Source organism: Sphingomonas cannabina, from assembly GCF_021391395.1.
Taxonomy (GTDB): domain Bacteria; phylum Pseudomonadota; class Alphaproteobacteria; order Sphingomonadales; family Sphingomonadaceae; genus Sphingomonas; species Sphingomonas cannabina.
This window is the reverse complement of record NZ_CP090059.1, coordinates 980648-1005442: the sequence shown is the minus strand read 5'-3', so window position 1 is coordinate 1005442 and position 24795 is coordinate 980648. Positions and strand designations below refer to the sequence as shown.

General features: G+C 66.8%; 22 protein-coding genes and 2 pseudogenes. 11 read left to right on the top strand and 13 right to left on the bottom strand.

From position 1 onward, the window contains the following. Window positions 1-56 precede the first annotated feature (56 nt). Window positions 57-1679, bottom strand: a complete 1623-nt coding sequence (locus LZK98_RS05000; RefSeq protein WP_233785298.1) for an amino acid ABC transporter ATP-binding/permease protein — start codon at window positions 1677-1679, stop codon at window positions 57-59. Continuing rightward, window positions 1679-3337, bottom strand: coding sequence for a thiol reductant ABC exporter subunit CydD (cydD, locus tag LZK98_RS04995; RefSeq protein ID WP_233785297.1), 1659 nt, complete (start codon window positions 3335-3337; stop codon window positions 1679-1681). Before cydD ends, LZK98_RS05000 begins: the two co-directional genes overlap by 1 nt. Window positions 3338-3469: 132 nt before the next feature. Here cydD and LZK98_RS04990 point away from each other — a divergent pair, with 132 nt between their 5' ends. From LZK98_RS04990 to cydX, 3 genes are read left to right on the top strand one after another with little or no spacing between them, the layout of a single operon-like run. Continuing rightward, window positions 3470-5035 (top strand): cytochrome ubiquinol oxidase subunit I, encoded by a 1566-nt coding sequence (locus LZK98_RS04990; protein WP_233786510.1) that lies wholly within the window; start codon window positions 3470-3472, stop codon window positions 5033-5035. A gap of 14 nt (window positions 5036-5049) precedes the next feature. After that, the gene (gene cydB, locus LZK98_RS04985) at window positions 5050-6189 is read left to right on the top strand and encodes a cytochrome d ubiquinol oxidase subunit II (protein ID WP_233785296.1); all 1140 of its coding nucleotides are present in this window, start codon (window positions 5050-5052) and stop codon (window positions 6187-6189) included. Between the two features lie 11 nt (window positions 6190-6200). Then, on the top strand, window positions 6201-6329 hold the full coding sequence (gene cydX, locus LZK98_RS04980) for a cytochrome bd-I oxidase subunit CydX (protein WP_233785295.1): 129 nt from the start codon (window positions 6201-6203) through the stop codon (window positions 6327-6329). Between the two features lie 229 nt (window positions 6330-6558). Here the strand turns inward: cydX and LZK98_RS20520 are convergent, their stop codons facing one another. Next, entirely contained in the window at window positions 6559-6684 is a 126-nt protein-coding gene (locus LZK98_RS20520; protein WP_264757868.1) for a hypothetical protein, read from the bottom strand. Window positions 6685-7102: 418 nt separating this feature from the next. Here LZK98_RS20520 and LZK98_RS04975 point away from each other — a divergent pair. The 5 genes and pseudogenes from LZK98_RS04975 to LZK98_RS04965 all read left to right on the top strand — a co-directional run bounded on the left by LZK98_RS04975 (window position 7103) and on the right by LZK98_RS04965 (window position 10660). Next, a pseudogene (locus tag LZK98_RS04975) lies at window positions 7103-8194 on the top strand (ArdC family protein). A gap of 146 nt (window positions 8195-8340) precedes the next feature. Then, window positions 8341-8595: a hypothetical protein gene (locus LZK98_RS20610; RefSeq protein WP_319937535.1), complete on the top strand. Its 255-nt coding sequence runs from the start codon at window positions 8341-8343 to the stop codon at window positions 8593-8595. Between the two features lie 221 nt (window positions 8596-8816). After that, window positions 8817-9158 carry a hypothetical protein gene (locus tag LZK98_RS20605; RefSeq protein ID WP_319937534.1) on the top strand — a complete coding sequence of 114 codons (342 nt, stop codon included), beginning with the start codon at window positions 8817-8819 and terminating at the stop codon, window positions 9156-9158. 45 nt (window positions 9159-9203) lie between these two features. Further along, window positions 9204-10358, top strand: a complete 1155-nt coding sequence (locus LZK98_RS20600) for a hypothetical protein (protein ID WP_319937533.1) — start codon at window positions 9204-9206, stop codon at window positions 10356-10358. After that, window positions 10304-10660 (top strand): hypothetical protein, encoded by a 357-nt coding sequence (locus LZK98_RS04965; protein WP_233785294.1) that lies wholly within the window; start codon window positions 10304-10306, stop codon window positions 10658-10660. Before LZK98_RS20600 ends, LZK98_RS04965 begins: the two co-directional genes overlap by 55 nt. 121 nt (window positions 10661-10781) lie before the next feature. Here LZK98_RS04965 and LZK98_RS04960 read toward each other — a convergent pair whose 3' ends face one another. The 3 genes from LZK98_RS04960 to LZK98_RS04950 all read right to left on the bottom strand — a co-directional run bounded on the left by LZK98_RS04960 (window position 10782) and on the right by LZK98_RS04950 (window position 12606). Next, entirely contained in the window at window positions 10782-11297 is a 516-nt protein-coding gene (locus tag LZK98_RS04960) for a nuclear transport factor 2 family protein (protein ID WP_233785293.1), read from the bottom strand. A gap of 14 nt (window positions 11298-11311) precedes the next feature. Beyond that, window positions 11312-11722 (bottom strand): GlcG/HbpS family heme-binding protein, encoded by a 411-nt coding sequence (locus LZK98_RS04955; protein ID WP_233785292.1) that lies wholly within the window; start codon window positions 11720-11722, stop codon window positions 11312-11314. A 71-nt stretch (window positions 11723-11793) separates the two neighbouring features. Next, on the bottom strand, window positions 11794-12606 hold the full coding sequence (locus tag LZK98_RS04950; protein ID WP_233785291.1) for an SDR family oxidoreductase: 813 nt from the start codon (window positions 12604-12606) through the stop codon (window positions 11794-11796). A gap of 155 nt (window positions 12607-12761) precedes the next feature. Between LZK98_RS04950 and LZK98_RS04945 the strand changes: the two genes are divergently transcribed. Next, window positions 12762-13658 (top strand): AraC family transcriptional regulator, encoded by an 897-nt coding sequence (locus LZK98_RS04945; protein WP_233785290.1) that lies wholly within the window; start codon window positions 12762-12764, stop codon window positions 13656-13658. A 121-nt stretch (window positions 13659-13779) separates the two neighbouring features. Here LZK98_RS04945 and LZK98_RS04940 read toward each other — a convergent pair whose 3' ends face one another. From LZK98_RS04940 to LZK98_RS04910, 7 genes and pseudogenes are all read right to left on the bottom strand, one after another. Beyond that, a complete protein-coding gene (locus LZK98_RS04940) occupies window positions 13780-14610 on the bottom strand; it encodes an oxidoreductase (protein ID WP_233785289.1) in 831 nt (276 codons plus the stop codon). Window positions 14611-14653: 43 nt separating this feature from the next. Continuing rightward, complete coding sequence (locus LZK98_RS04935) at window positions 14654-15661, bottom strand: hypothetical protein (protein ID WP_233786679.1); 1008 nt, start codon at window positions 15659-15661, stop codon at window positions 14654-14656. Between the two features lie 34 nt (window positions 15662-15695). Then, a pseudogene (locus LZK98_RS04930) lies at window positions 15696-16296 on the bottom strand (transposase); the annotation flags it as partial. A gap of 251 nt (window positions 16297-16547) precedes the next feature. Further along, window positions 16548-17945: an alkaline phosphatase D family protein gene (locus LZK98_RS04925; RefSeq protein WP_233785288.1), complete on the bottom strand. Its 1398-nt coding sequence runs from the start codon at window positions 17943-17945 to the stop codon at window positions 16548-16550. A gap of 97 nt (window positions 17946-18042) precedes the next feature. Further along, on the bottom strand, window positions 18043-21057 hold the full coding sequence (locus LZK98_RS04920) for a TonB-dependent receptor (protein ID WP_233785287.1): 3015 nt from the start codon (window positions 21055-21057) through the stop codon (window positions 18043-18045). Window positions 21058-21167: 110 nt separating this feature from the next. Then, window positions 21168-22130 carry a FecR family protein gene (locus LZK98_RS04915; protein ID WP_233785286.1) on the bottom strand — a complete coding sequence of 321 codons (963 nt, stop codon included), beginning with the start codon at window positions 22128-22130 and terminating at the stop codon, window positions 21168-21170. Between the two features lie 82 nt (window positions 22131-22212). Beyond that, complete coding sequence (locus tag LZK98_RS04910) at window positions 22213-22794, bottom strand: RNA polymerase sigma factor (protein ID WP_233785285.1); 582 nt, start codon at window positions 22792-22794, stop codon at window positions 22213-22215. Window positions 22795-23066: 272 nt separating this feature from the next. On the opposite strand from LZK98_RS04910, the gene LZK98_RS04905 reads away from it, so the two are divergent. Next, a complete protein-coding gene (locus LZK98_RS04905) occupies window positions 23067-23564 on the top strand; it encodes an RNA polymerase sigma factor (RefSeq protein WP_233785284.1) in 498 nt (165 codons plus the stop codon). Beyond that, complete coding sequence (locus tag LZK98_RS04900; RefSeq protein ID WP_233785283.1) at window positions 23561-24601, top strand: FecR family protein; 1041 nt, start codon at window positions 23561-23563, stop codon at window positions 24599-24601. The genes LZK98_RS04905 and LZK98_RS04900 overlap by 4 nt, the downstream gene beginning before the upstream one ends. Window positions 24602-24795: the final 194 nt, after the last annotated feature.

The window sequence follows — 24795 nt, the reverse complement described above, 5'->3', positions numbered from 1 at the left end:
CGCATCGCGCCGCGCCAGAACAGCCCGTCAGCGCGTCGACTGCGGACGAGGTCTGATCAAGCGGCTTCGCCGAGCCGCTCCGGCGCGATGGCGACCATGCTGTTGGCGCAAGCCTGGATGAGGTCACGCCGGTGGCTGACCAGCACCAATCCTTGGCCGGTCCGGTCAAGCCGTCGTGTCAAACGATCGGCGATGGAGGCTTCGGTTGCGACGTCCAGCCCCTCGGTCGGCTCATCGAGCAGCAGCCAGGGCGCGTCCACGAGATAGGCGCGTGCCAGCGCGAGCCTCCGGCGCTCACCGCCGGAGAGCCGGCTGCCGTTGTCTCCGATCCAGGTATCCAGCCCGTGCAGCAACGCCGCGATTCGGCCGTCGAGCGCAGCATCGTGAAGCGCCTGCCAGAGCCGCTCGTCGGTCGCATCGGGATCGGCCAGCAGCAGATTGTCGCGAACGGTTCCGGCAAGCAGCATCGCGTCCTGCGGCAACCAGGCGAAGGCACTGCGCAGCGTCTCGAGCGGAAGATAGGCGATGTCGATGCCATTCAGCTTCGCCCGCCCCGGAGGAGCGACACGGAGCCCCAGGAGCTGCTCGACCAGACTGGTCTTTCCGCTGCCGGAATTTCCGACGAGGGCGATCCGCTCGCCCGAAACCAACCGTGAGGACGCCGGGCGGAGGAATTGCAGCGAAGCTTCGCCGTCGAGGGCGAGGCGGACATCCTGTTGCTGGCATCCTTCGACCAATATCGCGGCCAGGCGATCTTCGGCCTGACGCACCGATCCGCGTTCCGCGAAACGGCGCAGCAGCGGCGCGGCGCCGTCGATCGCCATCGCCGCGGCCAGCGCGGCGAGTGCCGCCACCGGCGCGCCGGAGGGTGCGGCAAGCGACAGCGCCGTGCCGGCGGCAGTCGCGATCGCGCTCGCCTGCAGCAAGGTGAACCAGCCGGAGGCGCGCGCCTTGGCGACCTGCGCGTCCGCGAGCCTCCGGCTCGCTTCGGAGACGGTCGCGCTCGCCCAGCCTTCCAGGGTATAGCAGCGCAATTCCGGTGCGGCCTCCGCCAGCTCGCCGAGCAGGTGCTTCAGCTGGCCGTTGGCGTGCTGGACCTCGCGCCCCGGCGCCTCGATCCGCCGCGCCAGCCGGGCGCCGAGCATCAGCGTCGCGACAAGGCATAGCAAGGTGCCGAGTGCCGCGGCCCATCCGCCCATCAGGACGAGACCAATCCCCGTTATCGCCGCCGCGGTGGCTCCCGATACGGCCGAGCGGCGGACCATGTCCTGCTCCACCGCCGCGACGTCGTTGACAAGGCGCGCGCTCGCGTCGCCGGCCGAATAGGTGAGGGCATGGGCAACCGGTGCGGCGGTGATAGCGCGGAACAGGACCGGCCTGATCCTCGCGAGCGCGCGGAGCGATGCCGCATGGCCGGCCAGCGCCTCGCCATAGCGCGCGCCGGTGCGGACGATCGCGAGCAGGCGGATCGCGGCGCTCGGCAGCATGTAGTTGAATGCCTGTGCCGCGGCGAGCCCGGCAGCGCCCGCCAGCGCAGCGGCGGTGATGAACCAGCCGGAGAGCCCCAGCAGCACGACCGACGCTCCGCACACCAGCGCGGCAAGCGCGGCGGCATGCCGGAGATTCCTGCGTTCGCGCCACCGTTCGCGGGCAAGCAGTCGATCGAGCGGGCTCGTCATCACCTACTCTCCAAATCGATGATCCTGTCCGCGATCGCGGCCAGCCGGCGGCTGTGCGTCGCGAGGATAGTGGTGCGGCTCCTCGCCGCGGCGGCGATGACCGCGATCAATTCCTCCTCGCCGACAAGATCGAGATGGGCTGTCGGTTCGTCCAGAAGCAGGATCGGCGCGCGCTTGAGCAGGGCGCGCGCCAGACCGATCCGGCGCCGTTCGCCGCCGGAAAGTCCGCCGCCGCGGGCGTCGAGCACCGCATCGAGGCCGCCGGCGCGACGCGTCAGCATCCCGTCCAGCCCCGCGGCCGCTGCGGCATCGGCGATGTCGCCGGCGCTCGATCCCTGCGCCCCCAGCGCGATGTTGCGGGCGATCGTGCCCGGGAGGATGAGCGGCGACTGACCGGCCCAGGCGGTGCACGACGCCAAGCTGGCGCCGGGCGGGAGCGGCTCGCCGTTCACCAGGATCATCCCCTCGGTGAGCGGTGCAAGCCCGAGCAACAGGTGGAGCAGGCTGCTCTTCCCACTGCCTGACGGGCCGACCAGCGCGATCGCCTCGCCGGCACCGATCGCCAGGGAGAATCCGCGGATCGCCGCCTGACACTCCCCATCGTGGCGGATCGTCACGTCGCTGAAGGCAATCGATGGCGGGCCGTCGACGAGGATCGGCATTTCGGCACTTGGGGGCCCGGCGATCTCGACCTGCGCCAGACGCTCGGCCGCCGTCTCGGCTGCCTGGCGATCATGGTAGGTGGCGGCGAGCCGACGCATCGGCGCGTAGAACTCGGGCGCCAGCGCGAGGACGAAGAAGGCCTCGCCAAGCCCGAGCCGCTCGGGAACCGGAAAGGGCAGCAGGCCCAGTAGGTTGAACCCGGCATAGACCGCAACCAGCGCCACCGACAGCGCGGCAAAGAACTCCAGCGCGCCGGTCGACAGGAAGGCGATGCGAAGGACCCGCAACGTGCGCGTCGCGACTTCGCTCGCGGCGGCGCCCAGCCGCCGGCTCTCCGCCTCCTCTGCCCGAAAGGCGAGCACCAGCGGCAATGCCCGGATGCGATCGCCGAGCAGCCCCGACAGCCGCGACAGCGCATCGAACTGCCGGCGCGATTCATCGGCGGCCGCGCCGCCAGCCAGCGTGAGGGCTAGAATGAAGGGCAGCAGCGTGGACATCAGGATCGCCGCGGCAACGGGACTGACGAACGCGGTGGCGATCACGACGATCGCCGGCCCCAGAGCGGCGGCGTGGCGGGCAGGAAGGAAACGCGCGACATAGCCGTCGATCGCTTCCACCTCGTCGACGGCGGCATGAACCAGCTCGCCCGTGCTGCGATGGCCTCCAGGCGGCAGATGAAGGATCGCATCCACCATCCGCGAGCGCAGCCGCAGCTTGAGATCACGCGCATCGTCCGCGCCGGCATCGGCCGCGAGCATCGCGCAGGCCCCCCTGCCGACGCCGGCAACGATGGCGAGAAGCACGCCGGGCCAGGCTGAGCCTCCCTCAGCCAGAGCCGGGACCGCCATCGCCAGTCCGGCAGCGAAGCCGACCGCCGCGTAGACGTCCAGCACCAGCAGGATCGTCGAGCGGCCGGCCAATGTCCGGCCGGTGAGCTCCCGCAACCTGTGCCGGCGGACGCGCGCGCTGTTCGGCTCAAGTGCGATCGTCTGCATGAGCGATGCGTAGGTGGCGCGGGCCCGACGCTGAATACGGGGTTTCCCCAATACAGGACCTCGTCCGAGTTGCGTCTAAGGGCGCCGCCGCGGCGAGCTCGCGGCACAGGGAGGCTTGAACCGATGGACGTGCTGGACCCGAGCGTCGTCGATCTGTCGCGACTGCAGTTCGCGCTGACGGCGCTCTATCATTTCCTCTTCGTGCCGCTGACGCTGGGGCTCAGCTTCATGCTCGTCATCATGGAGGCGATCTATGTGATGACCGACCGGCCGATCTGGCGGCAGATCACGCGCTTCTGGGGCAAGATTTTCGGCATCAACTTCGTGCTGGGCGTCGCGACCGGCCTCACCATGGAGTTCCAGTTCGGCACCAACTGGTCCTATTTCTCGCATTATGTCGGCGACATCTTCGGCGCGCCGCTCGCGATCGAGGGCCTGATGGCCTTCTTCCTCGAGGCGACCTTCGTCGGCCTCATGTTCTTCGGCTGGGACCGGCTGTCGAAGGTCGCGCACCTCGCCGTCACCTTCCTGGTCGCGCTCGGCACCAACCTGTCGGCGCTGTGGATCCTGATCGCCAACGGCTGGATGCAGAACCCGGTCGGCGCCGCCTTCAATCCCGAGACGATGCGGATGGAGGTGACCGACTTCGGCGCGGTGATCTTCAATCCGGTCGCGCAGGCCAAGTTCGTCCACACCGTCAGCGCGGGCTACGTCACCGCCGCGGTCGTCGTGCTCGGCATCTCCTCGTTCTACCTGCTGCGCGGGCAATGGACCGCCTTTGCCCGCCGCTCCTTCGTCGTCGCCGCCGCGTTCGGGCTTGCCGCATCGCTGTCGGTCGTCGTGCTTGGCGACGAGAGCGGCTATGCGCTGACCGACAACCAGAAGATGAAGCTCGCCGCGATCGAGGCGGCTTGGCGCACCGAGCCAGCGCCAGCCGGGCTGACGCTGATCGGCATACCGGATTCGGTCGCGCAGACCACCCGTTATTCGGTGCAAATCCCGTGGGTGCTCGGCCTGATCGCCACGCGCAGCATCGACGGCGAGGTCACCGGCATGTCCGAGCTGGTGCTCCGCGCGCAGGAGCGCATCGCCTCCGGCGTTACCGCCTATCGTGCGGTCGAGCGGCTCAAGGTTGCGCCGCAGGATGTGGCCGCGCGGGCCGACTTCGAAGCGCACAAGCGCGACCTCGGCTATGCGCTGCTGCTCAAGCGCTACGTCGCCGATCCCGCCGCCGCCACGCCGGCGCTGATCGAGAAGGCGGCCTGGGACACCGTTCCCAGCGTGCCGCTGATGTTCTGGAGCTTCCGCACGATGGCGCTGATCGGGTTCCTGATGATCGCACTGTTCACGACCGCGTTCCTGCTTGCGAGCCTCAGGCGCCATCTCGAGGCGCGCTGGTTCCATCGGCTGGCGCTCTTCGCGATCCCGCTGCCCTGGGTCGCGATCGAGCTTGGCTGGATCGTCGCCGAGATGGGGCGCCAGCCCTGGGCGATCGAAGGCGTGCTGCCGACCTTCCTCGCCACCTCCACCCTCACGCCGGCCGCGCTGTGGACGACGATCGTCGGCTTCACGCTGCTCTACGGCACGCTGGCGGTGATCGAGGTACGGCTGATCCTCGCGACCATCCGCCATGGCCCCGTCGAGGACGAGCCGGATACGTTCCGCGCGCCCGCCGCCGTGCCGGTCGCCGCCGAATAGAAGGGAATCGGACGATGGAATTCCTCGACTACGAAGTCCTGCGCATCATCTGGTGGGCGCTGCTCGGCGTGCTGCTGATCGGCTTCGCGCTGACCGACGGCTACGACATGGGCATCGCCGCGCTGCTGCCCTTCGTCGCGCGCACCGACGCCGAGCGGCGCATGGTGATCAACTCGATCGCTCCGCACTGGGAGGGCCATCAGGTCTGGTTCATCCTCGGCGGGGGTGCGATCTTCGCCGCCTGGCCGTTCGTCTATGCGGTGAGCTTCTCCGGCTTCTACCTGGCGATGTTCCTGGTGCTGGCCGCGCTGATCCTGCGCCCGGTCGGGTTCAAGTACCGGTCGAAGAAGCCCGATCCCAAATGGCGCGCGCGCTGGGACTGGGCGCTGTTCGTCGGCGGCCTCGTCCCAGCGCTGGTGTTCGGCGTCGCGGTCGGCAACGTCCTCAAGGGCGTGCCCTTCCGCATCGATAGCGACCTGCGCGCCTGGTACGGGGGTTCGCTGCTCGACCTGTTCACGCCATTCCCACTCGTCTGCGGCCTGCTTTCGGTCGCGATGCTCGTGCTGCACGGGAGCGCCTGGCTCGCGATCAAGGTCGAGGAGGGGCCGGTCCATTATCGCGCCCGCGCTTTCGGCCTGGCGGCCGGGGTTGCGGTGATCCTGCTGTTTGCGCTCGGCTGGCAGCTGGTCGCGGGCATGGGCTACCGCACGGCGAACGCGGTCGACCCGAGCGGCTTCTCCAATCCGCTCCGCACGCTGACCCAGCCGGCCGCAGGGGCGTGGTTCGCCAACTACACGGCGCATCCCTGGACGATCGCCGCGCCGGTGCTCGGTTTCGGCGGCGCGGCGCTGGCGCTGTTCGGCATCCTCAGGCGATCGGAGGCCGCTGCGTTCGCCGGCTCCTCTGCGGCCGCGGCGGGCATCATCGCGACCGTCGGCCTGGCGATGTTCCCCTACATCCTGCCGTCGAGCATCGATCCACGCTCTAGCCTCACCGTCTGGAACGCCTCGTCGAGTGAGTCGACGCTGTTCCTGATGCTGATCGTAACGGCGATCTTCCTGCCGATCGTGCTCGCCTACACCGCCTGGGCATTCCGGGTGATGTGGGGGCGTGTCACTACCGAGCAGGTCGCCGCTTCCCCCGATTTCTACTGAGGAGTCGAACCATGTGGTATTTCAGCTGGGTCCTGGGCCTCGGCCTCGCGGTCGGCTTCGGCATCCTCAACGGCCTGTGGCACGAGTTCCACCTGCCGGTCGACGACGACGAGCAGCTCACCGTCGCCGCCGACGCATGACAGTTCGCCGATAGGTGTTCGGGCTCGCCTAATCGGCCACGCCGGCGGCAACCGACCTGGCTGACAGCGCAATGATCGAGGCGCGTCGCATCGACATCGCGGCGCTGGCGACGCCCCGCTTAGCCTTGCTCGAAGTCCGCGATCTGCTCGCCACTGGTGCAAAGGCGGATTGAAGGTCGCGCTCATGCCGTGATGCAGGTCGTACCGCGGCCGGGCGCGCCGCGCCGTCTCATCCCAGGCCGGTCGCGGCCCACAGCTTGAACAGGATGCCGAGAACGATGGCAGCCATCAGCACTATGGCGAGCAGCGCCATCAGGACGGGATCCAGACCGGCGTCGTGTGACTTGTCGCGCATCGTGCACCTCCGGTTCCTGCTCTGAACCGCTTCTCTCGGGCGGACGATCAGGAAAGATACGAAGGGCACGGCGCGCGATTCTTCGCCGCCAACGCCGCCGGCGCCGCATGATGGACAAGGCGATGGCCATGCGGTCATCGCTTCGCGATGGCGTTGCGGTTGCCTGACCCTGGTCGCGCGGTGGGCGGCGCTCCCTGCTAGGCCCGCTCCGGCGGGCCGCAACGCGGGGCGTGCGCCCCGCGTCCTCCTCTTCGTTCCGGCCCTATGGGTGCGGCCCGCCTCATGTGAGTGGGCCTCTTCGGTCGCGTCTCGCCGCCCACCCCGCTCCCAGGGGTCAGGTGCGCGAGATGGTGGAATCACGCGCGCACCTGACCCGCAGCGGTCGCCCTCGGGGAGCCCGGGCGGGAGGAGGTGAGACATGCGCGCCAAACCCGATCGTCGCAGCAGGCGCAAGCCGCCCCGTCGCGTGCGGGCATCCGGTACGGCCCGCCAGCCGGAGTCCCGCGCCAGCCTCTACTCGGAGGTCACCCGCCGCATCATCGCCGAGCTTGAGGCGGGGCGCCGACCCTGGGTGCAGCCTTGGGGTCGCACTCCCGGCGCCGGGCCGGCGGTCGGCCTGCCGCGTAACGCGCTCACCGGCCGCCCCTACTCGGGGATCAATATCCTGATCCTGTGGCGCGCGGTCATCGAGCGCGGCTTCCCCAGCCAGGGCTGGCTCACCTTCCGGCAAGCCTGCGAGGCCGGCGGCACGGTCCGCAAGGGCGAGCGCGGCACCACCGTCGTCTATGCCGACCGGTTCGTGCCGCAGGCGGAGCGGGCGCGCGTCGGCGGGCGAACGAGGGCGACGCGGCGCTGCCGTCATCGCAAGGGAGCGACGGCGACCATGCCAGGACCATCCCCTTCCTCAAGCGCTTCACCCTGTTCAACGTCGCGCAGTGCGAGGGGCTGCGCCCCGGCCTCGCCGCCGATCCGGCGCCGCTCCCCGAGCGGGAGATCATGCCGGTCGCCGAGGCGGTGATCGCGGCGAGCGAGGTCGATGTCCGCATCGGCGGCGACCGCGCCTTCTATGTGCCGGCCCACGATTATGTGCAGGTCCCGCCGCCGCGCGCCTTCTTCGAACCCGTCGACTACTATCGCACCTGCCTTCACGAGCTGACCCATAATCCGGATCGCGGCATTATGGGTCTTATGCCGATATCGGCATAAGACCCACGCGACCGGCCACCCCACCCGGTTCGGCCGCAACCAGACCGGCGCGTTCGGCAGCAAGGACTATGCGCGCGAGGAGCTGGTCGCCGAGATGGGCGCGGCCTTCCTCTGCGCGAGTCTCGGCGTCGTGCCGACCGTCCGCCACGCCGACTATCTCGCCGGCTGGCTCGACGTGCTGGGCGGCGACAATCGCGCGATCTTCCGCGCCGCCGCGCAAGCGAGCAAGACCGCCGACTGGCTGCTGGCCCGTCACCGCGCCTTGCTCGCGGCGTGGAACGGATGCGCCGGGGCGGCAACATGACCCCTATCGCTTTTCATCGAGCTTCCGCCGCCGAGGATCGGCGGCGGAAAAAAGCGAGCGGCCGTTCGCCGCTCATCGAACCGGTCCCGCCTCCAGGGGCTGCTGACGGAGGCGGGACCGGTGCCCCCTTCGAAGGAGCAAGTCCCATGAAACTCGAATTCATCCCGCTCGACAAGCCTTTCGTCGACAAGGCGAACATGCGCCACGCCAAGCGTCCGCCCGACGTGTCGGACCTCTCGACCGTGCGCCAGCGCGGCATCCGCCGACGACGGCCGGTTCGGCATCGTCGCCGGATGCCGCCGCTTCCACGCCGCGACGCTGGTCGCCGAGGAACGCAAGGCCGCCGGCGAGGCGGACCCCGACGTCACCCTGCCGTGCGGCATCCTCGACGAAGGCGATGATGCCGCCGCGATCGAGGCCTCGCTAATCGAGAATCTCGCCCGCCTCGACCCCGACGAGGACACTCAATGGGAGACCTTCACCCGGCGGGTGAAGGAAGGCCGCAGCGTCGAGGAAATCGGGCTAACCTTCGGCCTGCCCGACCTCACCGTCCGCCGCCTGCTCGCGCTCGGCAACCTGCTCCCGCGCATCCGCGCGATGTACGCGCGAGGAAATCGACCGGGTGACCGTCCGTCACTTGACCCTCGCCAGCAAGCGCCAGCAGCGTGCCTGGCTCGCGCTCGCCGACGACCCCGACGCCTATGTCCCGACCGGCCATCAGCTCAAGGCATGGCTGTTCGGCGGCCAGTCGATCAGCACCGCCCGCGCGCTGTTCGACATTGCGGCGAGCGGCCTCGCCATCGTCGCCGACCTGTTCGACGAGGAGGCCTATTTCGCCGACAGCGAGGCATTCTGGACCCACCAGAATGCCGCCGTCGAGGCGCGGCGCGCCGACTATCTCGCGGCGGGATGGGCCGACGCGGTGATCGTCCCGCCCGACCAGCATTTCCACAGCTGGGAATAATATGAAAAGGCGCCCAAGCAGAAGGGCGGCCGCGTCTACATTGACGTGCGCGCGAGCGTCGAGGTAGTCTTCCACGAGGGCTATCTCTCGCGCAAGGAGGCGCGCCGCGCGCTCGGCGGCGGGCAAGGTGCCGCGCCCGAGACGGTCGCCAAGCCGCCGCGGCCCGAGGTCAGCGGCGCGATGCAGGCCTATATCGACCTGCACCGCCATGCCGCTATGCGGCCGGCGCTGCTCGCCCATCCCACGATCGCGCTCCGGCTGATGGTCGCGCACGCCATCGCCGGCTCGCCGCTGTGGAGCGTCCGGCCCGAGCCGCAGGCCGCGCACGGCGAGGAAACCCGCGAGAGCGTCGAGACCGCCCGCGCCAAAACCGTGTTCGACGAGCGCCGCCGCGCGGTGCTCGGCCTGCTCGGTTTCCCGCCCGAGGACCCGACCGTGGTCGGCGGTGAGCCCGCAGCCTACGAGGGCGACGTGCTCGCCGCGATTTTCCGGCGCCTCCTCGCCCTTCCTGACGCGGCGGTGCTCGACGTGCTCGCCGTCGTCGTCGTCGAAACCCTCGCTGCCGGATCGCCGGTCATCGAGGCCGCCGGGCTCCACATCGGCCTCGACATGGCCGACTGGTGGCAGACGGACGGTGCGTTCTTCGATCTCGTCCGCGACCGCGAGGTGATGACGCGGACCGTGGCGGACATCGCGGGCGAAAGCGTCGCCGCCGCCAATGCCGGCGAAAAGCTCAAGACCCTGAAGCGGATCGCGGTCGACCATCTCGACGGCACCGGCGGACGGCCCAAGGTCGGGCGCTGGGTGCCCCGCTGGATGGCGTCGAGGAGGCCGCGTGGCGGAAGAAGTGCGAACGCCGTCGCCGAGGAAATCCATGGGGCAGGGAGTTTGAGCCACGTCCGATATTTCCGGAATGGGACTATATCTGCACCGGTCAACTCGGCTTCGAATGGAGGGCGTCTACATCGCTGGCGGTGGTGCTCCCCGAAAGACCTTCCGCGATGCCAAGATCCAGCGTCTCCAGAATCTAGCCAGCGACATTGCAGTCGCATTGGCGGTCCTTGCTACGGCGAAGCGGGAAGCGCGCGCGTCGCGAGGAAGACGAGCGCAAGCATCGAGAGGAGCGACTGGAGCGTGAGCGGCCCTTGCGGCTCAAGCATATCGCGGACCGCCGCAAAGAAGCGCTCGATGTGGTGTTGAACGATCTTGCGAATATCGAAGGACTGAAACGATTGATGGACGGCCTGACTGTACCGGCAGGGACCGAGCGATCGTCGCGCGTATCGGAGTTTCTGGAATGGTCTCAGAAGGAGTTGGCCGCTCGTGAGGCTGCATTTTCGAGCGAGGGCCTAGAGCGCCGGTTTGCGAACGACCGCGTCTTCGGAGACGAGGATGACCATTCGTTCAAGTCGCCGTTCTGGTATAGAAGCCGAATGGAGCGAGTTCGATTTCGAAGCGCGACCGGCTCCGGCGTGACCATGACCGTATGTTTCGCCACGTGATCGATCGGAATGATGTGGAGGCGGTCATTCCATCTGACCAAGTCCCAAAAAGATATGTCTTGGCGGGGTTCGCCGGCACCCTGCCGTGCAGGGTGCCGGTCTATTCCGGCTGAAGCCGGCTTCACGGGCGCGGTGCCGGGGAAACCCGCTTCCAGAGATCATCGAAGGCGATCGCATCGAAGAAGGCATGTGCCTCGACGATCTTCCCGTCGTGCATGCGCAGGATCCAGGCATAGCTGTTGACGTAGGGCTTGCCGTCGCGTGCCGTGCCCCTCGCATCGAAATGCACGATCACCGTGTCGCCTTCGGCATAATAGCGGTGGACGCTGGGAATCAGCCGATCACGCATGCGCGCGTTGAAGGGCCGGATCACCTCGGCGAGGAACGCCTCCTTGCTGGGATAGGTCTTTGCCGCCAGCGCGTTGCCGGTGATCGTCCAGCGCGCGTCGTCGGCAAGCAGGTCGTACGGGCTTCCGGTGCCGTCGGCCCAGGCCTCCATGCCTCTGGCGACCAGCGCCCGGTTGCGCTCGGTCTCGCTCGCCTGCTGGGCGTTGGCATGGCCCGGGGCAAGGACCAGCGTGCAGGCGGCGATGGTTGCCGCGAAAGCGGCGGCGGCGGTCTTGATCATCTTTGCCATTGTCAGGGTTCCTTTCACGCATCGGCCGCGAGGGCTGCGACGGCAGCCTGAGCTACCTGATAATCCTGAGCGACCGCGCCGCCCGACACGCCAACGGCGCCGATCAGCCGATCTTCGCCATTGCGGACGGGGATGCCGCCGGCGAACACGATCAGCCCGCCGTTAGTCTGGTCGAAGCCCGGCGAGGTGCCCCCTGGCTTGACGAATTCGTAGAGCGCCTCGGTGTTGAAGCCGAACAGCGCTGCGGTGCGCGCCTTGTTCTGCGCGATGTCGGCAGAACCGAGGAAGGCACCGTCCATCCGAACGAAGGCCTTCATGTTGGCGCCGTCGTCATAGACGGCGATGTTCATGGGGACGCCGATCGCCCGTGCTTCGCGGACGGCTGCGGCGATGGCGGTATCCGCCTGTGCCTGGGTGATGCTCATGATCGTTTTCCTTCTTGGGTGAGGACCCGGCCGCGGTGTCAGGAAGGAGCCGCGGCCGGGCGGGAGCCGGATCAGATCCGGTTCTCCCAGGCCTGGAGCTGGTGCTGCTTCAGCATGTCCTCGATCGTCAGGGGGACGACGTTGCGGAACTTGCCCTCGTCGGCGGGGACGATCTCGATCATGCGATCGATCATCTCCTGCGCGTCCATCTTGCCCTCCGGCGTGGCGAAGAAGTCGTCGAAGCCCTTGCGGAGATCGGCGCGCTTGGTGAAGTTTTTGCTGTCGTCGAGCCAGCGGAAGGCGTTGTCGGCCATCGTCTCGTTGTAGCCGGTATAGTAGGCGCCGGGGTTGATGGTCTGGACCTTGACCCCGTAAGCCGCGAGCTCCTGCTGCAGCGCCTCGGCGATCGATTCCAGGGCGTGCTTGGTCGAGACGTAAGTGCCCCAGTTGGCCGGGGTGAACAGGCCGCCCATCGAGGAGGTGAACACCACCTTCTTGCCCTGGCTCTTGCCTTCGCGGACCCACTTCTGGACCACGCGCTGGGTGAGATCGAGCGGCAGGAAGACGTTGATCTCGTAGTTGCGGCGGACGAGGTCGAGCGGGATCTCCCACACCGGACCGCTCTCGCCCTGGCCGGCGTTGTTCCACAGCACGTCGAAATCCCAGCCGACCGCCTGCTGGATGTCATAGGGATCGGTGAGGTCGAGGCGCTCGACGCGGATGCGGTCGGAGAGGCCGAGGGCCTCCACTTCCTCGCGCAGCGGCGTCACCTGCGGCGAGACCTGCACGGTGGCGATAACGTTGTGGCCGTTGCGGGCCATGCCGATCGCGGCACCCTTGCCGAAGCCCGAGCCCGCGCCGGTGATGAGAATGGTCTTGCTCATGATCCGTACTCCCTCTTGATGTCGGCGCCCGATTGCGTCCGATGAGCAGGGAGTAGCCGGGGGCAGCGCGCCTCACCGTCCGCCGTTTGCGACGACTGTCGCGATATTGCGGCGGCGGATGTCCCCGGCGCGATTTCGCGTTATGCACGGCCTCCATGGAGGCAAGCGCGACACCGAGGGCGGATGATGCGGTCGAGCGGATCGCGCGCATCCTCGACCGCCCGCCCGAAGTGGCCGGAGAGCCGCTGCAGGGCGAGACGCTGCTGACCAACCGCTGGGGCCACGGGGCGCTGCACGATACCCTCGCGGGAATGTCGACCCATGTAGTGATGACTTATTATGGGCTCGACCAGGACATTGTCTGGCGCACCGACGGCCGGCGCTTCGCCTCGCGCACCCGCAGCGGCACGATCACGCTGATCCCCGAGGGACACGATGGGCGCTGGGACATCGCCGGCCCAATCGAGGTGAGCCACGTCTATCTGCCCGACGCGCGGCTGCAGGCGGCCGCCGACCAGCTCGCGGGCGGCAGGCGGGTCGAGCTGCTCGGCCGGGTGGGGTTCGAGGATCCCTCGGCGGCGCGGATCATGGAGCTGCTGAGCCGCGAAGCCGGGGCGGGAGATCCGTCGTCGCGGCTGTTCGTCGAGCAGGCGATCGACCTCCTGTGCATTCAGTTGATCCGTGGGCACAGCTCTTTCGCCGCGCTCGAGGTGACGGCGCCGCGCGGCGGGCTGGCCGACTGGCAGGTCAAGAAGGTGACCGGCTACATGCGCGAGCACATGGACGAGGAGATCGGACTGGAGGAACTGGCGGCGTTGGTGAACCTCAGCCGGTTCCATTTCTGCACCGCGTTCCGCAAGGCGACCGGCCACACGCCGCATATGTGGCTGGTGATGCAGCGCATCGGCGAGGCGCGGCGGCTGCTCGCGGTGCCAGAGCTGCCGGTGACCGAGATCGCGCTGGCAGTAGGGTACCAGACGCCCTCGGCCTTTACGGCCGCGTTCCGCAAGCTGGTTGGGATGACGCCCAGCGAGTTCCGGCGGCGGCTGTGAAGCGGCGCCGGCCGCCACAAGGGCGACCGGCGATAGATCCTGGAGTCTGCCGAGCTTAGGTTGAACCTGTGCCTGCCTCCCTCGTCACTGCGAGGAGAGCCAACCAAAGCCGCGACCGACTCTAGGCGGCGAAGTCGGTCGAGATTGAGACTTCGCGCCATTCGGCAAGGATCGCCGCGTCGGAAGCGTGCTTGGCCTCGATCGCCGCGACTGTGTCGCTGCCGAGCGGCAGGCGGACGGGCGGGTTGGGCACGTCGGCGAAATCGACCAGCACGCGGGCCAGCTTGTCGGGATCGCCGGGCTGGCCGTGATTGAGGCTGGAGGCCACGCGGCGCACCGCGCCGACGGTGCCGTCGTAATCGGCTATGCCGGTGGTGCTGACCGAAAGCGACGAGGCGTCGAGGAAATCGGTGCGGAAATAGCCCGGCTCGACAGCCGTGACGTGGATGCCCAGCGGCGCGAGCTCGGCGCGGAGCGCTTCCGAGAGGCCCTCGACCGCGAATTTGGTGGAGGCATAGACGCCGAAGCCGGGGCCGGCGCGATAGCCGCCGATCGACGAGATGTTGAGGATCCGGCCCGAACGCTGCGCGCGCATCTGCGGCAGGACCGCGCGAGTGACGTTGAGCAAGCCGAACACGTTGGTGCGGTAGACGCGCTCGACCTCCGCGACGCTCGCCTCCTCGACCGCACCGAGCAGGCCGAAGCCGGCGTTGTTGAGCAGCACGTCGATCTGCCCGAAGCGCTCGACTGCCGCCGCGGCCGCCGCCTGCGCCTGAGCTTCGTCGGTGACGTCAAGCGGCAGGGCCAGCAGGTTCGGATGCTCGCCAATGGCTTCGGCGACCGCCTCGGCGCGGCGGGCTGTGGCGGCGACGTTATCGCCCCGTTCGAGGGCGAGGCGGGCGATCCTCAGGCCGAAGCCGCGTGAGGCGCCAGTGATGAACCAGCTCTTCATTTTCCAAGTCTCCATACCCAGCAGAATCGCTGCGGCATGGGAGCTACACCCCCGCTACCCCGAACGCCGTTCGCGGATTTCGCACGCTGTCGCGATCTTGCGGTTGGATGGCTCCGCCTCGTTCATAGCCCCGAACGAAGATCTTACGCTCAGGAAGGAGTTTGGCTGCTGCCTCGATCTCCGGCGCGGCAACCTTCTGCGGATTGACCAGCACGGCGCCATTGGTGCCACGCGTTCCCGGCTGCTCCGCCGCGAATCCATTGACGATCGCCCGGCCGAGGTCGGGATAGGTGAACAGGTGCGTGCCAGGCAGTTCGGGAAAGGCGACGCCTATCGGAAGTTGCCGCACGATGAACGTGAGCGATCCGTTCGGCGGGAGGTCCACCGCGCCGACCAGCTCGCGCATCTTTGTCGCCAGGCGTACGCGCTCCGCCGCCGCGTGCACCCCCGGCGCGTCGATACTGTAAAAGGCTTCGAGCAGCGCCTTGCCTTCGACCTCGTCGGTCTCGTCGAAGATATGGAGATCGGCGTTCAGCGCATAAGCGTAGTTTGCTGCGATGACCTCCGAAAGGGGCTCGTGCGCCTCGCAAATCACCAAGTGGCCAGACTTCGAAAGCACTGCATCGCGCGGCGCCTCCTTGTCCGCGAACTCGACGAGCTGGCCAGAGTATAGCGCCGTGAGCAGTCCGAGACCGACGCGATCCCGCCCCCAAACGAGTCGGGGACGCTCCGCGCGCTTGGGGTCCAGTGACAGGGCCGCTACGTCATCGAACCCGACCACCTTAGCGTGGTTCTGCGGCAGCTTGTCTGTCAGCGCATCCCAAGCCTCCGCCGAAAGGCCAGCGAGAAGCGTCGTCTTCGTGCCCGCATGGGCGAGCGCTGCTACACGGCGAACGACCTCCGACGCGTGGTCGGGACGCGTGAGCCGCGGCCCGTCGAGCACCGGCAGATAGGTATTGCGGCGTGCCAGCGCGCTGCTGAGCGCGGCCGCCAGTTCCGGATCGTCCGAGACGATCGCGTTGGTCGAAAGGGCAGGACATTTCACCGGCATCTGTCCCGTATCGGCGCTTCCGCCAGCTCGTCCAGCGGTTCGGGAAGGCTCGCTTGCGGCCGCCGCGACGGCGCACCCGCAGGTTCTCCTCGCGGTAGATGCGCCGCAGCTTCTTGTGATTGGGTGTCATGCCCTCCCGGGCCGGAAGATAGCCGAGGCGACGATAGCCGAACCGGCGGCGCTCCGCCGCCAGCTCGCGCAACCGCGCCCGCAAAGGCGCATCATCGCCCCTGGTCGGCTGATACCGGATCACCCTGCGGCTCACGCCGACCAGACTGCACGCCTGACGCTCGCTCAGCCCATGATGTTCACGAGCATGGGCGACGGCTTCCCGCTTCGCGCCGGGCGTCACCATTTTTTTGACGCCAGATCGTTGGCTGCGCCGCCCTCCGGGTCAGCACGACGTTGTCGAGCATCGCCTCAGCCAACAGCTTCTTCAGCCGGGCGTTCTCCTCCTCGAGCGCTCGAAGTCGACGCGCCGCCGAGACCTCCAGCCCGCCGTACTTCGACTTCCACTTGTAGAAGGTCGCCGAGCTGATCCCGTGGCGCCGGCATACATCCGCCGTCGCCATCCCGGCCTCCTGCTCCTTCAATATCGCGATGATCTGCTCTTCGCTGAACCTGCTGCGCTTCATTCCGACCGACTCCCTCGAGGCGGACTCTACCCAAAATCGGTCACATTCCAGGGGCGCACGTCATCCTCAATGAGGCAATCACGCAAATGCGCGACAGGCTTCTCGGACCAGCCATGGGGTACCGGCGCTCAAGCCTGAATCGAGCATACACTCTCGCGAAAACCTGCATTCATAGAGACATGAACCGGCACGCTCTCGCATGTTCTGCTCACTGAAACAGGTCCGGATCATCACGGAACCGCCAGCGGAAATCAGCGGCTGACCTTGCCTTGCCAGGAGGAAACGCCGTTGACGAGCTCGTCAGCGCGTAGCGTGACGGGCGCATATAATTCCCGGCCGCGAACATCGATCACATTGAAGCGCAGGGTCGGCGTCTTCGCGGTCATGTCGAAGTCGATGACGCCGGCATTGTTGATCCCGAGCAAGGGCGAGCGGATCATCCGATCCGGAAGCATATCCGCGATGCGCCGCTCAATTCCGTCGGGAGAATCCGCGATGATCTGGGCAAGGGCGGAGCTCACCAGATCATAGAAGTCGTATCCGCCCCGCTCGGACCAGGGAGCGCAGGCCACATAGGGGAAATGCGTGTCCCCCGACAGGAGCACGACCCCGCCGATCGCATTGTCGCGAATGAAGTCGAAGAGGCGCGTGCGCTCGTGCTGATATGCCGACCAACTGTCGCCGCCCGGCCCCTTGAAGCGCGACCAGCCGCTGCCACAGGCGAGTATCTTGAAGGGTGCCCGGCTCGCCAGCAGTCGCTGCTGCAGCCAAGCGAACTGAGCTTTGCCGAGAAATTCCTTCCCGGGCGTGTCCGCATCGGCATCCGGCGCGCGATGATAGCGATCGTCCAGGAAGATGAAGTCGACTCCGCCATAGGAATAATCGAAGAACACGCCGGGCGTACCCGGCAGGCCGGCCTCCGGATTGGCCCAGAATTGCCTGAAGATCTCCAGCGACTGGCGCCGGATGGGATTGGTGCGGTCGAAATTGTCGAGCCCATAGTCGTGATCGTCCCAGATCGCGAGCTGCGGGACGTTGCGCCCGATCGGCTGGAAGGACGGGACGAAGCGCTGCCGCTGATATTCGGAGACGAGCGTCGCAGGGCTCAGGGAGTCGCCATAGATGTTGTCGCCCAGCCAGAAGAAGAGGTCCGGGCGATACTGGGCCACCGCCCGCCAGATCGGCTGCTCGGGATCGCTCTGGATGCGCGCGCACGAGCCGAACGCGACACGGAAACGCGCCGCCGCCGCGGGCGCGGTGCGGACGCGCTGCGGCGGCGTGTCGCGCAGATATTTGTCCTGCTTGCCGCCGGCGAGGACGCGATAATGATAGGTCGTGTCCGGTTGCAGGCCCTCGATGCGGATGACGAGCGTATAATTGTCTTCGGCACGTGCGCGCTGCGGCGCCGTGCGCCGCCAGCTGCCGGCGACGGGATCGGTGGTATATTCGACGACCGCGTCGAAATAGTCGCCGCTCAGCTGCATCCAGATCGGCACGCTGTCCGGCGTGACGGCCCCGACCATCGGCCCGAGCATCACGCGCGGCGTCCCATCCGGATTGGGATCGCCCCAGGCCGGCAAGGGAGGAACGATTCCGACCGCGGCGGCAGCGGTGGCGGTGGCGAGAAAGGTGCGACGCGATTCTTTCATGGCAGGCAGCCCGCATGAGCGTGGAAGCCGCTGGAGCGGCCCTTCGCGATTGGGGAATCATGCGCGCCGGCGCGGATCGGCCGGCGCGCGGCGTGGATCACCAGCTTTTCGAGACGCTGAAGCGGAATTCCCGTCCGAACCGCTCGTAGCTGGAAACGAAGAACCTGTCGTGATTGCGGTAGCTGACCGAAGCCTGATCATTGAGGTTCGCGCCCGTCAGCGAGAATTTGAGGCCATTGTTGAAGGTATAGCTGACCTGCGCATCCACGGATTCACGCGGCGCGCGATAATTGTCGTTGTCCGGATTGGCGCCGAACGAGCTGCTCGTCGCATCGCCCTGATAGGAATAGGCCACACGAGCGGAAAATCCGTCCCGTTCATAATAGGCCTGCAAGTTATAGATTCTGTCGGCCTGATTGAAGAAAGGAACGTGATTGTCCGGACGCCCCGGGACGTTGATCTCGATGTCGGAGCTGATGAAGGCGGCGTTGGCGTAGATGCCAAAGCCATCGAAAGGCGCCGGAAGGAAATTCAGATCCTTCTGCACGCTGATCTCGACCCCCTGGATGTGCCCCGGGTTCGAGTTGGCTACCGTTTCCTCATAATAATGATCATAGGCCACGCCCTCGAAGCTGTAATTTTCGAACTGGTTCTCTATGCTGTAGATCGCATTCGTCACACGCTTGTAGAAGGCACCGATGGACATCGATCCGGAACGATCGGGAAAATAATAATCGAGCGAAGCATCGAAATTGGTGCTTTTGTACGGCTTCAGGTTTGGATTTCCGATCTCCACCGAGGCATCGAGGTCCACGCGGTCGTTGACCGAGTCATAGGACTCGCTCACGACGATTTGGGAGATGGGGGCGATGTCCGTGTAGTCGGGCCGGCCGATGTTGGTGGTCACCGATGCGCGGAACAGCCAGTCATTCGCCACGTCCCATCGCACCACAAGGGCGGGCAGCACGTTCGTATAGGTGTGGGAGCGGGAAATATCGATGATGTCGCTCGTCGCGAACGGTACTTCCCCCAGACGCGAACGCCCTTCCGGAATGGTCGGGTCGGTCATCACCGAGTTGACGAAGCCCATCGCCGAGATGTCGGATTCCGTCCGCTCCGCACGTACGCCAGCGATCACGCTAAATCGCGGCGTGATATGATATTCCCCCATCAGATAACCGGCATATATATCTTCATCGAGCCAATAATCATTCTCCATGGAATTGGCGCGCGAAGACACCGGATCATAATAGAAATTCCCGGGATTGGCGTTGAAATACGCCTCATATCCGGAGCGGCCGGGAGCAGTCATCCCGCCGAAGCCGGGAATGATCGAGAAAGGTTCGCCCCGACCGGTCGAAAACGGCTGCGATAGCCCCGGATAGCTTGACAGCAGATAGCTCGTTTCGAGCGGATAATAGCGATAATCGGTGTCATCCACCGACTTGTCCCGCAGAATCGCCTTGAAGCCGACGCGAAACTGGAGCGCATGTCCGGCGAGCTCGCCGTCCCAGGTCAGATCCAGATTGCCGGTGTAGGTCTTTTCGAGAACATTGGAGGTGACGCCGCGAAAGGCCGTGATGCGCTCGAATGCCGGGTCCATGAAGGTCAGCCCATTGGACAAGGCCGTGTTGAACCCGATCGGGCGGGCAAGTCCCTGGTCGTCGAGCGCGAAGGTGATCCCCGGATCCTGGCCGGCGCCCGCATCGGTGCTGGCGCCGGTCGACTGAAAATAGCGCTGATACGGGTTCAGCTCCTTGGCCGTCGTGTAATTGAGACCGGCGGCGACGGTCCACTCATCGCCGAAATGATGCTCGCCGCCCAGGACGAGCTGCTGCACCGGGCGCTCCTGGAGCTCGGAGCGCGTCTCCATCGATGCCGTATAGCGCTGGGAGTAGAACTCGTCGGTCGAATTGAAGCCGCGCGTTCCGGCCGTCGTCAGCGTGATCTGCGGGCGATCCCGATAATCGTTATACTGCGTGAAGAAGTAACGCAGCCACATCTTGGCATCGTTGTCCGGGCGATATTCGAAATTCGCTGAACCGCCGTAGCGCTCCTTCTTGCCGACGGATTCGGCGTAAACGACGCTTCCCGGAAAATAATAGTGACTAGGCAGACTGTCGTTCGTCCACAGCGAGGAGGCCGTATATTGCTGGGACATATATTGCTTGAACCAATATTCGCCGCTCAGAAAGATCGCGAACTCGTCATTGGCCCCGAATTGATCGCTGAAGGCCAGGTTGCCGGCGAAGATCCGGTTGTCCTTGCCGAAATCATTATAGCCGGCCTCCAGGCTGGCATTGAGATACATGCCTTTGTGGTCGTATCCGCTGGGCGTCACGATATTGACGGTGCCGCCGATGCCCTGGCCGTCCATGTCCGGCAGCGTCACCTTGTGGATCTCGACGCGGGACAAGGCGCTGGAGCTCAGCACGTCGAGCGGCGCCGCGCGGCCCGATTCCCCGTCCGTGTCCGAGACAGCGATGGTCTGGCCGTTCATCGTCACATTGTTGAGGATCGGATCGACGCCACGGATCGATACATAGCGGCCTTCGCCCTGATCGCGGATGAGATAGACCGACGGCAGGCGGCGCAGCGCCTCGGCGATATTGGTGTCGGGCAGCTTGCCCACATCGTCCGCCGACAGCACGTCGACATGATTGCTGGCCTTGTGCGCGACGTCACGCGCATTTGCGAGGCCCGCGCGAAAGCCCGTCACGACGATCTGATCGGCATCGCCGTCGCCGCCGTTCTGCTCCGGATCCGAACTCGCTTCGGTCCGGACCAGCATCAGCGAGCCGCGACCCGTCTCGGTCACGCGGAGGCTGGTCCCCGTGATCAGGCGCCGCGCGGCCTCGCCGGGAGTGAAGCGGCCGCGCAGAACCGAGCTTCTGCGCCCCGCGACGGCGTCGACGGGAAAGGCGATGGTGATGCCGGCCTGCTGACCAAGCTCATTGAGCGCCGCGCCCAGATCCTGGGCCGGAATGTTGAAGTCGAACACCCGCTGCTGTTGCTGCTCCCTGGGCGCCTGCTGCGCATGGGCAGGCTGCACGAGCAGTTCGAAGGACGCCAGAACGGTTGCGCTCAGAAGCGCGTGACGCAGCACGGACATCGGTTTTCCCCTAGATTGCGGATGCAGGCCCGCCGCGAATGCCGGGCCGTTCGACAGTCCGGATGCGCGGGTCGGGATAAACCGCTAAAGCCGGCGAAAATTTTTTCCGATCAGCTTCGCGTCAGCCGGATACGGTCGCTCTCGAAATGCGCCGAAACGCCGTAGATCGCGTTGAGCGCCTTGCAGAAATCGGCCGGGTCCGTAGCGGAGAAACGGCCGCCCAGCCGAAGCTGGCGGATCGATGGGTCCGCGATCTCAATCGGACGCGAGAGGTAGCGATTATATTCCGCGACGGCGTCCGCGAGGCTCTCGCCGTTGAAATGGAGCTGCCCCTGCTGCCAGGCCGAGACGGTGCCCGCCTCGATCCGCGAAATGGCCGAAAGCGACGGCGGTTCCCCGGCGACGACCTTGGCCTTGCGCAACGGAGGAACGCGGACGGCCGCGATCGCGTCCGGGGTCTTCAGCGACGCCTCTCCCTCCAGCACCGAGAGATCGACGCCCCGCGCGCTGGACCGCGCGTCCACGCGCCCGCCCGCTGCAAGCTCGATCTGGGATTGCCCGCAATGGAGACGACAGGGATCGCCGCCGGGTTCGCGCTCCAGCATCACTTCGCCGCGCAGCAGCTCGACGTCATAGGCGCCCCCCTGGCGACGCCATTTGACGCGGCTGTCGGTATTGAGCTCCAGCGCGATGCCCTTGGCGACCACGATGCGCCGCCGCTCGCCAACGGCGGTCTCGGCCTCGTGCGCGGCCGCCGCGAACGTCCAGCCAAGCCCGCCCAGCCCCGCCGCGAGAGCGCCCGCCGCACCAAGCGCCAACAGCTTTCTGCGGCTGGCGATGGTCTGGTCCGAAGCCGCCTGGGGCGCCGCGAACTTGTCGCTCAACCCGGCCTCCCGCAGGAAATCCAGGTCCCGGCCGATCTGCGACACGCGGATGAAGGCGAGCGCGTGCGCGGGATCGCCCGAGCGCCATTGCTCGAATGCCTGGCGATCGGCCGTGCCGCACTCGATCGCGGCCAGCCAGTCGGCTGCCTCGAGGTCGATCCGGCCTTGTCTGTCGTCCGCTCTGGTCATCACGCGGGTCCCATATATCGCTGAAGGATACGTGGCACAGCCAAAACCGCTATCGCGGCCATCTTGATGAAGCCAATTTCGTCTAGGCCTGCATTTCCGCGTCGGCGATTTCGTTCGACGCGGCGGCTTCCCGGGGCGGCATCGGGACTTGCGAAATTCGCCGCCAGTTCATCAGCTGCTGCATCCCCCGGGCGAGATGGGTCTCGACGGTGGAGACGCTGATGCCCAGCGCGAGCGCGATCTCCCGGGGCGTGCGCTCCTCGAACTTGCGCATCCGGATGACTCGCCGGCAGACGGGCGGCAGGCGCTCCACGTGCGCGAGCAGATCGATCAGCGCCTCGCGCGCGGCGACGGTCTCGAACACGCCGGGGGCTTCGTCGCGCACTTCGGCAAGGCTAGGCGCCGGAATATCGGTGATGGCGACCACCTGCTCGCGGCGCACGCGCTGGAGCACCAGATTGCGGATCATCGTCACGGTATAGGCGCGCGGATCGCGGAGCGCGGTCCAGTTGTCCATCTGAAGCAGCTTCAGATAGGCTTCCTGCACCAGATCGGCTGCTTCCTCACGGTTCCTGCACCAACGCCGCGCCTGCCGAAGATAATGGGCTTCATGAGACAGGACTTGCGTCGAGAACCAAATATCGATCGGACGAGACCAGCTCACGATGCTCCCCCCCATGGCCGGCCAGCGCCACTATCCAGATCGCTTGACGTTTTTGTGACGAGCCGCGGCCATGCGAGAGCCCCGCGCGGCCGATGCCGTTTTGTAGCAATTCCCGCCTAGGAGCCCCGTCGGCTGACCCGATTCCCGGGTGCCGGTCTCCATCGAGCCTTGCGCGCAAGCGCAGGACGCCGACGAAAGCATGCAAAGTGTCCGATGCGCATACAACGCTGCGGCTGGCCGTACCGGGGTTGGTGTCACAGGGAATCGGAGGCGTGGAATTCGCGTATCGCAGCTATCGGGAAGATGTGCGGCGCTATATCGCAGGCACCTTCGGCGCCGGCCCTCCGGATCCGGAAGATGCCGTCCAGGCGGCGTTCGAGCGTTTCGCCGCGCTTTCCGATCGGGCCCGGGTCGACAATCCCAAGGCGTTCCTGATCCGCAGCGCGCGCAACTATGTGATCGATCAGCGCCGGCGCCAGGCCGTCCGCATCAGCTATGTCCTCAGCGAAACCGCAGTGGCGACCGCCGTCGAGGATCGTGACGCCGAACGTGTGGTCTCCGCGAAAGAGCGGCTTGAAATCATTGAACGAACTATCCAAACCATGGACCCGCGGCGCCAACAGGTCGTGATCATGAACCGCATCCATGGAATCAGTTGCGCCGAGATCGCGCGCCAGCTCGATCGGTCCCCGACGCTGATCAAGGCGTTGCTCGCCGAGGCGCTTGTGCTGTGCGAGCGGGCCCTGCGCGAGGCGGATGGCGAGCGATGAGCGGTCATTCGCCGGAGGATACGCTGGACCGGATCGAGGACGAGGCAAGCGCGTGGGTGGTACGGCTCGGCGAGGGCGCCCTGTCTCCGGAGCAGGCGCGGGAGTTCGCGGCATGGTGCGCCGCCGATCCGGAGCATGACCGCCGCTTCCGCGCATTGCAGCGGACCTGGAGCGAGATTCCGGCGCTGACGCACCTTGCTGCGCTGGCGCTGCCGATCCCGGACAATGTCGCCGCGGCCGAGCCGCCACCGTCGACGCCTCGACGCCGCTGGATGGTGGGCGGCGGCGTCGCCGCGGCCGTCGCGGCAGCGGCGGCGGCCCTCGCCGTCCTCGTGCCAACCGGCCGGCCCGGGTCAGGACGCTACGCGACCGACCTGGCCCAGAGCCGCCGGATCACGCTCGCTGACGGATCGATCGTCACGCTGGGGGCACGGTCGGCGATCGCCGTCCAATTCGCCCGGCACGAACGGCGGATCGTGCTCAGCCGGGGCGAGGCGTTCTTCGAGGTCGTTCACGACCCGGATCGGCCGTTCCTGGTGGAGGCCGGATCGTCGCTGGTCCGCGATATCGGAACCAGGTTCGACGTGAAGCTGGGCGACGGCGCCATGCATGTCTCCGTGCAGGAAGGTCAGGTGCAGATCAGCGGCATCGCGGGGACGGCGCCGTCGGATGAAGGCACGGCCATGCTGCGCGCCGGACAGCGTGCCGAGATCGTCGCGGCGATGCCTTCCGCTTCCACGAGCGCGCCGTCCGACCATGCGCGGATCGTCGCCCTGCCCTCCCCGGCCGCGGGTGCCTGGCGTGAGGGGCGGCTCGTCTATGACAATGGCCGGCTGGCCGACCTGGTCGCCGACGTCAATCGCTACTATGCGCCCGGCGTCAGGCTGGCGACGCCGGACACCGGTGAATTGCGGATCACCGCCTCGTTCCGGACGAACGAGATTCCCGCCTTCATGAACGCGCTCAGCGCTACGCTTCCGGTCCGGGCCGAAGCCGGATCGAACGGCGCTTTCGAGATTTCGACGGCGCGGCGCTGACCCTGCGGAAAAATTTCGCGGCTCCTCCTGACGATCCTTTGCTGTGATGCGTCATTGGACTGAGGACGCCGAAGGTCGCGGAAACGGCGGCTGAAGGCCCCCTCTTCCGCGTGTCGATTTCGCGACCGCGGAAATCCTTGCGGATCGAGCGAAGGGGCGAAGAATGCGCGGCCGATATCTCGCGAACTCTGTTG

What these genes read in the sequence shown, in the direction of transcription:
- LZK98_RS05000 (WP_233785298.1), bottom strand. Translation starts at nt 1,679, where the DNA reads ATGACGAGCCCGCTCGATCGACTGCTTGCCCGCGAACGGTGGCGCGAA.
- cydD (WP_233785297.1), bottom strand. Translation starts at nt 3,337, where the DNA reads ATGCAGACGATCGCACTTGAGCCGAACAGCGCGCGCGTCCGCCGGCAC.
- cydB (WP_233785296.1), top strand. Translation starts at nt 5,050, where the DNA reads ATGGAATTCCTCGACTACGAAGTCCTGCGCATCATCTGGTGGGCGCTG.
- cydX (WP_233785295.1), top strand. Translation starts at nt 6,201, where the DNA reads ATGTGGTATTTCAGCTGGGTCCTGGGCCTCGGCCTCGCGGTCGGCTTC.
- LZK98_RS20520 (WP_264757868.1), bottom strand. Translation starts at nt 6,684, where the DNA reads ATGCGCGACAAGTCACACGACGCCGGTCTGGATCCCGTCCTGATGGCG.
- LZK98_RS20610 (WP_319937535.1), top strand. Translation starts at nt 8,341, where the DNA reads ATGAAACTCGAATTCATCCCGCTCGACAAGCCTTTCGTCGACAAGGCG.
- LZK98_RS04960 (WP_233785293.1), bottom strand. Translation starts at nt 11,297, where the DNA reads ATGGCAAAGATGATCAAGACCGCCGCCGCCGCTTTCGCGGCAACCATC.
- LZK98_RS04955 (WP_233785292.1), bottom strand. Translation starts at nt 11,722, where the DNA reads ATGAGCATCACCCAGGCACAGGCGGATACCGCCATCGCCGCAGCCGTC.
- LZK98_RS04950 (WP_233785291.1), bottom strand. Translation starts at nt 12,606, where the DNA reads ATGAGCAAGACCATTCTCATCACCGGCGCGGGCTCGGGCTTCGGCAAG.
- LZK98_RS04945 (WP_233785290.1), top strand. Translation starts at nt 12,762, where the DNA reads ATGGAGGCAAGCGCGACACCGAGGGCGGATGATGCGGTCGAGCGGATC.
- LZK98_RS04940 (WP_233785289.1), bottom strand. Translation starts at nt 14,610, where the DNA reads ATGAAGAGCTGGTTCATCACTGGCGCCTCACGCGGCTTCGGCCTGAGG.
- LZK98_RS04935 (WP_233786679.1), bottom strand. Translation starts at nt 15,661, where the DNA reads ATGCCGGTGAAATGTCCTGCCCTTTCGACCAACGCGATCGTCTCGGAC.
- LZK98_RS04925 (WP_233785288.1), bottom strand. Translation starts at nt 17,945, where the DNA reads ATGAAAGAATCGCGTCGCACCTTTCTCGCCACCGCCACCGCTGCCGCC.
- LZK98_RS04920 (WP_233785287.1), bottom strand. Translation starts at nt 21,057, where the DNA reads ATGTCCGTGCTGCGTCACGCGCTTCTGAGCGCAACCGTTCTGGCGTCC.
- LZK98_RS04915 (WP_233785286.1), bottom strand. Translation starts at nt 22,130, where the DNA reads ATGACCAGAGCGGACGACAGACAAGGCCGGATCGACCTCGAGGCAGCC.
- LZK98_RS04900 (WP_233785283.1), top strand. Translation starts at nt 23,561, where the DNA reads ATGAGCGGTCATTCGCCGGAGGATACGCTGGACCGGATCGAGGACGAG.